We start from the raw sequence: 12,090 nt of genomic DNA on the forward strand, positions 1-12,090 counted from the left end.
GGGGGAACATGCGGGGAAGCAGTTCGGCGCAAGCCGGCGCGATCGTCTTCGAGACCGGCGTCGAATTTGCCGTGTGGTCGCATCATGCCGCACAGATCGAACTCTGCCTCTTCGAGGATGACGGCAACAGGGAATTCGCGCGCCTGCCGATGGCGCGCGACAGCGACCACATCCATCATCTGTTTGTCGACGGACTGAAGGCGGGCGCGCGCTACGGCTATCGCGCCGACGGTATCTACGCGCCCGACAACGGCCTCTGGTACGATCCTTCCAAACTGCTGATCGATCCCTACGCCAAGGAGATCGATAGGCCGTTCCGCTATGATCCCCGCCTCGGCATCTATGGCGAGGACAGCCAGGATCTGATGCCGAAGGCGATCGTCACCACCGATACCCCAGCCGCGATCAGCAAGCCGCTCTTCAAACCGGGCGGCTTTATCTATGAGGTGGCGGTGCGGCCCTTCACCATTCTCCATCCCGACGTGCCGGAGGCCCAGCGCGGCACGGTCGCAGCGCTTGCCCATCCCTCCGTCGTCGCGCATCTGAAGCGGATCGGGGTCGATGCCGTCGAACTGATGCCGATAACCGCCTGGATCGATGAACGCCACCTGCCGCCGCTCGGCCTTACCAACGGTTGGGGCTACAATCCCGTTGCCTTCATGGCGCTCGATCCGCGGCTCGTCCCCGGCGGCATGACGGAATTGCGCGAGACGGTCGCGGCTCTCCATGCCGAAGGCATCGCCGTCATCCTCGACCTCGTCTTCAACCATACCGGCGAGAGCGACCGCTACGGCGCGACGCTGTCGCTGCGCGGACTCGACAACCTGCACTATTATCGCCACGCCCAGAATTGGCCGGGCGAACTCGTCAATGACACGGGCACCGGCAACACGCTCGCCTGCGATCATCCTAAGGTCCGCCGCCTCGTCATCGACAGTCTGCGCCACTTTGTGCTCAACGCCGGCATCGACGGTTTTCGCTTCGATCTCGCCCCAGTGCTCGGACGCACCGCGACAGGCTTCGAGCGCGACGGCGGAACACTTGCCGCGATCCTGGCCGACGATGTGCTGGCCGACCGGATCATGATCGCCGAACCCTGGGATATCGGCCCGGGCGGTTACCAGCTCGGCAATTTCCCGTTGCCCTTCCTTGAATGGAACGACCGGGTTCGCGACGACCTGCGCTGCTACTGGCGCGGAGACGATTGGAAGACCGGCTCGCTGGCAACCGCCCTCGCCGGCTCCTCCGACATCTTCTCCCGCAACGACGGCAAGGAAACGCGCAGCGTCAATTTCCTCGCCGCCCATGACGGCTTCACGCTGATCGATCTCGTCTCCTATGCCGGAAAGCACAACGACGCCAACGGCGAACACAATCGTGACGGCCATAATGAGAACCACTCCTGGAACAACGGCGTCGAGGGAGAAACCGTCTACCCGACGATCCGCAAGCGTCGCCAGGACGATGTGATGGCGCTGATATCAACGCTCTTTGCCACCCGCGGCAGCATCATGCTGACGGCGGGCGATGAGGGCGGCCGCAGTCAGCACGGCAACAACAACGCCTATTGCCAGGACAACGAGATCACCTGGCTGGACTGGAAGGCGTTGGACGAGGGTCTCATCGCCCATACTGCCTTCGTTGCAGGGTTGCGTCGCCGCTTCACCGTCTTTTCCGAAATGGGCTTCCTGGCGGGAAATGGCGATGTCGAATGGATTTCGCTTTCCGGCGAGCCGATGACCGTTGCCGAATGGAAGACGCCGTCGCTTTCCACCCTCGGAATGTTACTATCGACCGGCGACCGCTCCGCGCGCGGCAGGCAGACCCGGCTTGGCGTGCTTTTCAACCGCTCGGGGAACCGCCAATTTTTCACGCTTCCCTCTACGGGCGAACCGGGCTGGCGCCAGTTGACGTCGGATGGAGCAAAGAAAACTACTGGCCCCGTAACCGTCGAGCCACGCTCCGTCGCCTTTTTCGTAGAAAATTGACCGCCTCCCCTCCCTCACCCAAATCCTTGTCGCAATCGTCACAAATGCACGATAAGGCTTTGCCGCAGCGGCTTGTTTCACGAGGAATTAATGGTCACGGAAATTTCACTCTCCGACGTGCGGGGATTGATCGGCATGGAAACGGGCCTTTCGGATTGGGTCACCGTCGACCAGACGATGATCGACGCCTTCGCGTCGGCGACTGACGACCATCAGTTCATCCACGTCGATCCTGAGCGAGCGGCGGCCGAGAGTCCCTTCGGAGGAACCATCGCCCATGGCTTCCTGACACTGTCTCTGCTGTCGACGATGAACTACAACTGTCTGCCGAAAGTGCGCGAGCAGACCCTCGGCATCAATTACGGCTTCGACCGCGTCCGCTTCATGACGCCGGTGAAAAGCGGCGCCCGCGTCCGCGGCCGCTTCCTGCTCGCCGAAGCCCGCTTCCGCGGCGCCGGCATGCTGATGACCACCTATGACGTCACGATCGAGATCGAAAACGAGAAGAAGCCGGCGCTGACAGCAAAGTGGATCACCATCATCCAATTCGACCCGAAGGACCGTCCCGACGACGTTTGAGCAAAACTGCTTTTGTTACTCGGCCGAATTGAACACGGCTTCGAGCGCGTGTCCGTCGGGATCCATGACGAACGCCGCATAATAGTGCTCACCGTAATGGGGCCGCAGGCCGGGACGGCCATTGTCACTGCCGCCTTGCGCGATTGCCACCGCATAAAACTGATCGACTGCCTGGCGGCTCGGCGCGGCAAACGCCAGATGAAAACCCGGGCCAGGCGCACGCTGGCCGTCCGGACGATGCTTGATCGCCAGTTTGTCCCCGCCGCCGGGAAGGCCGTAGCCGATTGCCTGCCCTGTTTGCCCCGGCCTGATATCGTCCCAGACCCTGATATAACCGAGCGCGGCAAGGGCAGCATCGTAAAATGCCGCCGACCGCTCGATATCGGAAACGCCGAGCGAGGCATGGTGCAGCATTCGTTTACCTCTTAAATGAGCGCACGCCGGCGATTCGCTGAGGCTCAGTGCCTCACGTCTTCAGCCGCCTCGTTCAGCAGCCCGAAGACATAATCCGAAAACGACCGCCAGCATTCCACCCGGAACGTGTCTTCTTCCGTGCGGAAAAGCACAATTTCCGCCTTGCCGAAAACGGTGCGCGATGCAGCCCCGACCGGAAAGGAAGAAAGCGACAGATCCTGCGGGCAGCCGGCCGAAAGCGTCGCCTCAGCACCCGGTCCCGAGACGATGATCGCGAGATTGCGGTGGGAAACGTCGGTCGCCGAATGCAGCGTGCCGACACCCGAAAGTGTTGCCATCAGATCGGCACTGGCCTCGTCGATCACCAGCCACTCGTCCGGCCCAATCCAGAGCGCCGATCGGGCGCCGGCCCGGCCGGATGTCTTCGGGGCATCCGGCAACGTCAGGCCGAGTGCCGAGGAAAGTGCCGAGAGCGATTCCGCCGGCGCGCGTAGCGCCACCCGGCTGGCAGTGGGAGCGGTCGTCAGCCGCACCGTTGCGGAGCCGCCGAGACGTCCGGCAAGCGCCGGTTTGCGAATTGCGACATCAGCCATGGATGCGGCCCCCTTCCTTGTCAAAGAACACCAGATCCGTCACCTCGACGGCGATCGTCCTGTCCGGCATCGGTACATAGAGCGTCTCGCCCATCCGCGCCCGGCCGCCGGCGACGAGCGCAAAGGCGATCGACCTGCCGCAATTTTCCGACCAATAGGCAGATGTGACGTGGCCGAGCATGGTCATCGGCTTCGGCTCGTTCGGGCTTGCGACAATCTGCGCGCCTTCTTCGAGCACCAGCTTCGGGTCCTTGGTGACGAGGCCGACGAGCTGCTTGCGCCCGTCCTTGACGAGATCCGGCCGCTTCAACCCGCGAATACCGACGAAATCCGTCTTTTTCTTCGAAACCGCCCAGGAAAGTCCGGCATCATCGGGAGTTACGGTCCCATCGGTATCCTGCCCGACGATGATGTAGCCTTTCTCGGCGCGAAGAACGTGCATCGTCTCCGTGCCGTAGACGCAGGCGCCGAGCGGTTCGGCATTGGCCCAGACCGCTTCGAGTACCGACTGGCCGTAATCGGCCGGCACATTGATTTCGAAACCGGTTTCGCCGGTGAAGGAGACGCGGAAGAGCCGCGCCGGCACGCCGCAGACCGTGCACTCGGCAACGCTCATATGCGGGAATGCCTCGTTCGAAAGATCGAGCCCTTCCACCAGCGGCGCGACGATCTCGCGCGCCTTCGGCCCCTGCACGGCGATGACAGCCCATTGTTCGGTCACCGAGGTCAGCCATACCTTCAGATGCGGGAATTCCGTCTGCAGGTAATCTTCCATGTGATGGAGAACGCGCGGCGCGCCGCCGGTCGTCGTCGTCACATGGAAACGGTCGTTTGCCAGGCGTCCGACAACGCCGTCGTCATAAACGAAGCCGTCCTCGCGAGTCATGATGCCGTAGCGGGCCTTGCCGGGCTTCAGCGTGTCCCAGGCATTGGTGTAGATGAGGTTGAGGAATTCCGCCGCATCCGGCCCCACCACCTCGATCTTGCCGAGCGTCGAGGCGTCGAAGATACCAGCCGCCTCGCGAGCCGTCCGGCATTCGCGAGCGACCGCCTGGTGCATGCTCTCGCCGGCCTGCGGATAGAACCAGGCACGCTTCCAGTTGCCGACATCCTCGAAGACCGCGCCATGCGCTTCTTCCCAATCGTGCAGCGGCGTCTTGCGTGTCGGGTCGAACAGTTCTCCGCGCGAATGGCCGATCAGCGTACCGTAGGTGACCGGCGTATAGGGCGCGCGGAAAGTGGTGAGTCCGACCTGCGGGATTTCCTTGCCGAGCATTTCGGCGGCAATCGCCAGGCCATGCATGTTGGAGAGCTTGCCCTGGTCCGAGGCCATGCCGTTGGTCGTGAAACGCTTGATATGCTCGATCGAATGCATGCCCTCGCGCACGGCAAGGCGGATATCCTTGGCGCAGACGTCATGCTGGAAATCGATGAAGGCCTTGGCGTTGGTCTTCGGCCCGGCGCCTTCGGCAGCACCGATCATGCCGCCCGTCCAGTCATAGGCTTGCTCGGCCGAAATTGCGATCTTCTCACCGCTGCTTCTGCCGGTGGCCTGCGCCATCAGCTCTCCGGCGGCAAGCGACTCTTCGATCGTCCGCTGCAGGTCGTCGGTGCCGTTGCAGGCGCCGACCGAGAGGCAGTCCTGGGCATAGGAGCCGGGCAGGAATCGCTGACTTTCGGCATCGAAGGCCACTTTGCCGCGCGACTGCGAGAAGAGATGGACCGACGGCGTCCAGCCGGCCGAAACCAGCAGCGCATCGACCGTGATCTTGCGCGGCGAACCGCCGCCGTTGCGCGCCACCGTCATCGAGGAGATGCGCAGCCGCCCGGCCGTGTTGACGACCGATTGGCCGGCCAGAACATCAATACCGAGTGCACGCGCCTCGGCCAGCACCGCCGCTCCCGGCGCCTGCCTGCTATCGACGATGGCGGCGATCGAAACACCAGCCCGCTTCAGATCGAAGGCCGCCTCATAGGCCGAGTCGTGCGCCGTGTAGATGCCGACCTTGGCCCCGACCGCGACGCCGTAATGATTGAGATACATCCGCCCCGCTGAGGCCAGCATGATGCCCGGCCGATCGTTGTTCGGAAACACCATGTGACGCTCGATCGCGCCGGTGGCGAGGATCACGCGCTTTGCCCGGACCTGCCAAAGCCGCTCGCGCGGCAGATCACGGGAAGGCTTGGCGACATGATCGGTGACGCGCTCGGCAAGACCAACGAAATTGTGGTTGTAGTAGCCGAAAGCGGTCGTGCGGACCAGCACTTCGACATTGTCCATCGCCTCCAGCCGCGCCACGGCCTTCTGTGCCCAGCTATTGCCGTCCTGTCCGTCGATCGTCACGCCGGTATCATAACGCAACGCCCCGCCCGCTTCCGCCTGCTCGTCGCAAAGCATCACCCGGGCACCGGTCTCGGCGGCGGCGAGCGCCGCCGAAAGCCCGGCCACGCCGGCGCCGACCACCAGCACGTCGCAATGGGCATAGCGGCTGGCATAATGGTCCGGATCCTCCTCCGTCGGCGCGACGCCGAGGCCGGCGGCACGACGGATGAGCGGTTCGTACACGTGTTTCCAGGCGGCGCGCGGCCACATGAATGTCTTGTAGTAGAAGCCAGCGGCGAAGAACGGCGACATCAGATTGTTGACCGCGCCGACATCGAAGGCAAGCGAGGGCCAGCGGTTCTGCGAGTTGACGATCATGCCGTCAAAAACTTCCTGCACCGTGGCGCGCACGTTCGGCTGCTTGCGCGCCGTATCGCGGGCAACGTCGATCAGCGCGTTCGGCTCTTCGGCCCCTGCAGACAGAATACCGCGGGCCCGGTGATATTTGAACGAACGGCCGACGAGATGCACGCCGTTGGCAATCAGCGCCGAGGCGACGGTATCGCCTTCGAGCGCCGTATAGCTCTTGCCGTCGAAGCTGAAGCGCGCGGTTCTGGCCGGTGTCAGGCGCCCCTTGCCGGCGATACGGTTCACGCCGCTCATTGCGCCTCTCCTTCCACGGCTTCATATGTTTCGACGGGCCCATGCTGCTGGGCCGCCGCGCCGATCTCAGGCTTCGGTTCACCCGCCTTGTAGGTCATGATGAACTTGTCGGTTACTGTATCGCGCGCTGCATTGAAGAAGCGCCCGCAGCCGTGAATGTGCCGCCAGCGTTCGAAGATCAGCCCCTTCGGATTGTCGCGCAGAAAGAAATAGGCTTCGAATTCCTCGTCCGAGATCGAGGCGATGTCGGTGGGCCGCGCGATATGCGCGTCACCTGCGCCACGGAATTCGAGCTCGGAGCGCTCTTCCTGACAGTATGGGCAATAGATCAGCAGCATGTGTTACCCGTCTTAGAGTTCCGATCCGGAAACATTGGTTCCCGGAGGTTGATTGCAGAGACGCTTTCCCATCGTTACGTAGGGAATGAGGCGCTTGAGAAGCTGTTCGAAATTGTCGTAGGGCTCCAGCACATCGGTCATGCCGATATTCGCAAAAGCCATCTTGGCGATATCGTTGTCGATCACGAAGGCACGTCCCGGCGTTCCGCCGACCTCAGGCACGAAATAGACGGCTGGTTTGCGCAGGATCATCGCGCAAAGCAGCGTGCCGCTCTCGGCGACAAAGGGCCACTCGCTTTCGCCGGCAGCCCTGTGGATCTTCTGCAGGCGGAAATCCTCGGCGCCGGGAAAGACGTCACCAGCCGGCATGGCCGCGCCGTCGATCCCGATTGCGAGGAGAGCCGCCGTCCACATCAGTGCGCCACCGCCGCCGCCGCCGCCTCGTCGATCAGCCGGCCGCTGCGGAAACGGTCCAGCGTCAAGCCGGCATTGAACTTGTGCGGCTCGTCGCGGGCAATCAGATGCGCGAAGAGATTGGCCGAGCCCGGCGTCGCCTTGAAGCCGCCGGTGCCCCAGCCGCAATTGACGTAAAGCCCGGGAACCGGCGTCTTCGACTGGATCGCCGAACGATCCGGCGTATTGTCGACGATGCCGCCCCATTGCCGCATCATCTTGACGCGCCGGAACATCGGGAAGAGCTCGCAGATGGCGTCGAGCGTGTGCGTGATGATCTGCAGCCCGCCGGTCTGGGAATAGGAATTATATTGGTCGGTGCCGGCGCCGATGACGAGTTCTCCCTTGTCGGACTGGGAGATATAGGCATGCACCGTGTTCGACATGACGACGCAGGGAAAGATTGGCTTCAGTGGTTCGGAAACCAGCGCCTGCAGCGGGCTCGATTGCAGCGGCACGCGCACGCCAGCCATCTGCATGACAGTGGTCGTATGGCCGGCCGCCGACACCGCCACCTTCCTGGCGCCGATGAAGCCACGCGAGGTCTCGACCCCGGTCACCCGTCCGTCCGGACCGCGCCGGATACCGGTCACTTCGCAATTCTGAATGATGTGCACGCCGCGGTCTGAAGCCGCCCGCGCATAACCCCAGGCAACGGCGTCGTGCCGCGCCGTACCGCCCCGCCGCTGCAGTGCCGCCCCGTTGATCGGGTAGCGCGCGCTGGCCGAGATATCGAGCGGCGGACAATAGGCCTTCGCCTGCTCCGGTGTCAGCCATTCATTGTCGATGCCGTAGAGCCGGTTGGCATGGATATGCCGCTTGAAGGATTGCTGGTCGTGAATATTGTGCGAGAGCATCATCACGCCGCGCGGCGAATACATCACATTGTAGTTGAGCTCCTGGGAAAGCCCCTCCCAGAGCTTCATCGAATGCTCGTAGATGTGCATGCTCTCTTCGTAGAGATAGTTCGAGCGGATGATGGTGGTGTTGCGCCCGGTATTGCCGCCGCCGAGCCAGCCCTTCTCGATCACCGCCACATTGGTGATGCCGTGCTCCTTGGCGAGATAGTAGGCAGCACCCAGCCCGTGGCCGCCGGCACCGATGATGACGACGTCGTATTCGGCGCGTGGCTCAGGCGAAGTCCACTGCTTCTCCCAACCCTTGTGGCCACGAAGGGCCTCCCGTGCCACGGCAAAAACCGAATATTTCCGCATCCGCCTTCTTCTCCTTCGGGAAAGGGCTTGTTCTCCGCGCTCATACAAATCGCAAATCCAAATGCGGCACAACGGTTCTTTTGCGACGCGCGAGAGCTTTGGTTTCGACACGCCGAAGAGAATGCCGCTTCAAGCGGAAGACGCAAGCCGCGGCATTTCCGCTAACCGTCGGCCGGCGACCTAACCCAATAGGGTTAGAAGACAAGCAATTGCTAAAATGTTAACAATCGCGTGTTCCGGGGTACGTGTATCATGTGGGGTTGGCGCTCAGTATCAGTCGCGACGCTTTGCATCGCGTTAAGCAGCGCATCGCCGGCACCCGCCGCCGAGCCGGTCGGCCAGGCTGTCGTCATCAAGACGGAAGTGACGGGACAGAGCGGCCCGATCGAGGTCGACACCAGCGTCCATCGCAACGAGCGCATCAAGACATCTCAATCCGGGCTTGGCCAGTTCCTGTTTCGTGACGGCACGAAGCTCGCGGTCGGCTGGGGTTCGTCGGTCGTCATCGACAAATATGTCTTCGATGATTCCCAATCGGTCAAGAAACTCACCATCAGGGCGGCAAAGGGTACATTCCGCTGGGTCAGCGGCAGTTCCAATTCTTCGGCCTACCAGATCCTGACACCGGCCGGCACGATCGGCGTACGCGGCACCGCTTTCGATTTCTACGTCGGCCCGGATGGCACGACCGCCGTCGTGCTGCTGAACGGCGCAGCCCGCTTCTGCGGTCCGGGCGGCTGCCGGCAGTTGCAGCAGCGCTGCGATTGCGTGGTGGCCAAGCCGAACGGCGATATGTCGGCAGCACGCCGGGTCGATCCCAGCATCCTCGAGACGCTCGGAAATCAGCGCGCCCTCCCCTTCCTCTCCGGCAATCAGCGGCTTGCCGGCGGCATCGGCATGCTCGGCGGCTGCAATATGGCCTCCGTCGCGCCGGAAAGAAAAGACAGAAACCGCCCCCCGCCTCCTCGCGATCCGGCGCCGGCACCCAGTCCGCAGAGGCAAGATCCGCCGCAGCGGCAGGCCGAGCCGCAGAAGGAGCGGCCGGCCACGCCTGACAAGCCTGACAAGCCGCATCACGACAAACCGGATAAACCCGACAAGCATGATGGCCGTGGCCGGCATGAACATCACGATCAGCACGATGATCACGACTATCACGATAAAGGGCATCATCGAGATCGTGACCGTGACCGCGATCACGACAAGGATCGCGATCGTGATGGGGACCGGAACCACGATAGGGGCCGGAATTTCAATCGCAACCGCTGATGCCGTCAATCGGCGACGCTCTTCTCGAAGCCATCCGACACCTCGCGGAAGTGATCGCTTCTGCCGGATATCCGCTGGTAGAATTCTGCCAGCCCGCCGATCACCTGCGCCGCCCTGAGCTTTGCCGTGCCGATAAGCTTGCGCGTGTTTTTCGAATGCGAATGCAGCGCCTGCGTCAGCTGCTCGTGAACGACCGTAAGCGCGGCGAACTCCGCGGAGGCTGCGACGCGCTCGTCGCCGACAACGGCGAGAATCTGCGTTCGGCTACTCTTTCCCTTGAGCGGGATGGCGCCGGCCTCGATCAGCGCCATTCCCTGCACCGATCTCGCCGTGCTGTCTGATATGAGGATATCGAAGCCCACCTCCTTGCAGCACGACTCCAGGCGCGCCGCGACATTGACGGCATCGCCGACCGCCGAATAGTTGAAGCGGGTCTTGGCGCCCATGTTACCGACACAGGCGAGACCGGTATGGATGCCGATGCCGATGCCGACTTGCTGTCCAGGCCCGAAGCCGAAGGCGTCGCCGGCGTTCAGTTCGGCCAGCGTTTCACGCATGGCAAGCGCTGCGCGAACGGCCTTGATTTCATGATCCGCCACATCGACGGGTGCATTCCAGAACGCCATGATCGAATCGCCGATGAACTTGTCGAGCGTGCCTTCATTGGCCACCACATGGCGGCTCAGCGCATCGAGCAAGGTATTCAGGAACGCGACCACGGCAGTCGGCGCCAGCCGCTCGCTGATTTCGGTAAAGCTTCTGACATCGACGAACATGACCGTCAGCTCGCGATCGTCTCCGCCGAGGCGCAACGCGTCGCGGGAATGCTCGATGCGATGGAGCAGCGACGGGGAAAGATAATGCCCGAAGGCGCGCCGCACCTCGCGCCGCTCCCGGTCGATCACCAGGATCCGGAACGAGGTCGAGGCGAAATGGGTGATCGATCCGCTGATGATCGGAGCCAGGGGATCGAGGAGAAGCCCCGCATAAAGAAACGAGAGCCAGGACGCCACCAGCGCCATGGCTGTGATCAGCAGGCCGCAGGCCAGCGCGACGGCCGGACTGACGAAGGTCGTCACCCCGACGAGCAGGCATCCGAGCACGGCGATCATCAGGATTTCCAGCCCGTCCGCCCAGTCGGGCCGCGAGAGAAAGCGGCCCGCAAGGATCTGCTCGACGGCCTGCGCATGCAGCGAAACGCCGGGAACGTTCTCGCCGAGCGCGGTGACGCGGATGTCCTGCAGGCCGGCCGCCGATGTCCCGACGAAGACGATGCTGCCGGCGACGGCGGCGGCGACATCTGGAGAGGCCCCTTCGGCCGCAAGCACCTGCCGGGCGGATATATAACGCTCCGCCCGGTCGGGGGTGACATAGAGCCAAAGCTCACCCGCCGCCGTCAGCGGCACGACGAAATCCCCGATCTTTACCGATGTCATGATGCCGGCGCGATCGGGTGCGCCTGATAGCACGTAGGTCGATGCCCCCTGTGCGACACGCAGCGCTTCGATCGCGAGATTCGGATAGAGCTGCTCGCCGTCGGTCAGGAACAGTGGGACCGCCCGTACCACCGGCGAGGGATTGCCGGGATTGAGGCTGATATGACCGAGCCCCGCCGCATTGGCTTCCAACTGCGGCCGCAACGGCGTCGAAGCACCGAGATAGGGGGGGGCTGAGACGGGGCTTTCGCCGGTGAAGGCGAAACCCGCCTTGACCGGCGGCCGGTAATTGCCCTCGTTGGAAAGTCCGAAGCCGAGCACGACGGGCTTTTCGGCAATTGCACGGGCGAATATCTCGTCGTTATCAGGCAGTTTCTCGGCAAGGGAAGGATCGACCCCGGCGACCTCGCGAACGACATTGCGCGGCGACAGCCGGTCCGGCTCGGCGAAGAGAATATCGAAGGCGATGGCCGAGGCGCCCATTTCCGAAAGCCGGTCCACCAGCAGCGCCATCCGGTCCCGCGGCCATGGCCATTGGCCGAATTCGTGCAGCGAAGTCTCGTCGATGTCGATCACGCGGACCGGCATCGGCTCGAAGGTCCTGGGAACCAGCCGCTGATACTCGTCGAAGGTCACGCCGCGGATCAACTTGAAGATCCCGGGATCACTTGCTCGAAGGATCGTAAGCGCAGTCACGATCGCCAGACCGAGAACGACACCGATTTGCTGCGCGCGCGTCATGATCTCACCGGGTGTCCCCTCCCACGGCCGGCAGGGCGACCCGCACCTGCCGGCGGACAGGCTACGCCGCTTTCCATCC

The 12,090-nt window shown here is 63.1% G+C and carries 10 protein-coding genes; 3 read left to right on the top strand and 7 right to left on the bottom strand.

Annotated elements, in window-relative coordinates; genetic code table 11:
• The first annotated feature begins 8 nt into the window (after positions 1–8).
• A complete protein-coding gene (gene glgX, locus AB8B31_RS18375; RefSeq protein WP_115157155.1) occupies positions 9–1,988 on the top strand; it encodes a glycogen debranching protein GlgX in 1,980 nt (659 codons plus the stop codon).
• A gap of 90 nt (positions 1,989–2,078) precedes the next feature.
• Positions 2,079–2,567 (top strand): MaoC family dehydratase, encoded by a 489-nt coding sequence (locus tag AB8B31_RS18380; RefSeq protein WP_018446055.1) that lies wholly within the window; start codon positions 2,079–2,081, stop codon positions 2,565–2,567.
• Between the two features lie 15 nt (positions 2,568–2,582).
• On the opposite strand, the gene AB8B31_RS18385 is transcribed toward AB8B31_RS18380, so the two are convergent.
• Genes AB8B31_RS18385 through AB8B31_RS18410 form a run of 6 tightly spaced genes read right to left on the bottom strand, consistent with a single transcriptional unit; the run spans position 2,583 to position 8,565 of the window.
• Complete coding sequence (locus AB8B31_RS18385) at positions 2,583–2,981, bottom strand: VOC family protein (RefSeq protein WP_028733969.1); 399 nt, start codon at positions 2,979–2,981, stop codon at positions 2,583–2,585.
• A 44-nt stretch (positions 2,982–3,025) separates the two neighbouring features.
• A complete protein-coding gene (locus tag AB8B31_RS18390) occupies positions 3,026–3,574 on the bottom strand; it encodes a sarcosine oxidase subunit gamma (protein ID WP_130653059.1) in 549 nt (182 codons plus the stop codon).
• Entirely contained in the window at positions 3,567–6,560 is a 2,994-nt protein-coding gene (locus tag AB8B31_RS18395; RefSeq protein WP_018446053.1) for a sarcosine oxidase subunit alpha, read from the bottom strand. The genes AB8B31_RS18390 and AB8B31_RS18395 overlap by 8 nt, the downstream gene beginning before the upstream one ends.
• Positions 6,557–6,898 carry a sarcosine oxidase subunit delta gene (locus tag AB8B31_RS18400; protein WP_018446052.1) on the bottom strand — a complete coding sequence of 114 codons (342 nt, stop codon included), beginning with the start codon at positions 6,896–6,898 and terminating at the stop codon, positions 6,557–6,559. Before AB8B31_RS18400 ends, AB8B31_RS18395 begins: the two co-directional genes overlap by 4 nt.
• Positions 6,899–6,910: 12 nt before the next feature.
• Complete coding sequence (locus AB8B31_RS18405; protein ID WP_018243576.1) at positions 6,911–7,312, bottom strand: hypothetical protein; 402 nt, start codon at positions 7,310–7,312, stop codon at positions 6,911–6,913.
• Positions 7,312–8,565, bottom strand: a complete 1,254-nt coding sequence (locus AB8B31_RS18410) for a sarcosine oxidase subunit beta family protein (RefSeq protein WP_018243577.1) — start codon at positions 8,563–8,565, stop codon at positions 7,312–7,314. Before AB8B31_RS18410 ends, AB8B31_RS18405 begins: the two co-directional genes overlap by 1 nt.
• Before the next feature lie 252 nt (positions 8,566–8,817).
• On the opposite strand from AB8B31_RS18410, the gene AB8B31_RS18415 reads away from it, so the two are divergent.
• Positions 8,818–9,834, top strand: a complete 1,017-nt coding sequence (locus tag AB8B31_RS18415) for a FecR family protein (protein ID WP_018446051.1) — start codon at positions 8,818–8,820, stop codon at positions 9,832–9,834.
• 5 nt (positions 9,835–9,839) lie between these two features.
• On the opposite strand, the gene AB8B31_RS18420 is transcribed toward AB8B31_RS18415, so the two are convergent.
• A complete protein-coding gene (locus tag AB8B31_RS18420) occupies positions 9,840–12,011 on the bottom strand; it encodes a CHASE2 domain-containing protein (protein WP_131703335.1) in 2,172 nt (723 codons plus the stop codon).
• Positions 12,012–12,090 lie beyond the last annotated feature (79 nt).

The organism is Rhizobium sp. 62_C5_N11_2 (assembly GCF_051811185.1).
GTDB lineage: Bacteria > Pseudomonadota > Alphaproteobacteria > Rhizobiales > Rhizobiaceae > Rhizobium > Rhizobium leguminosarum.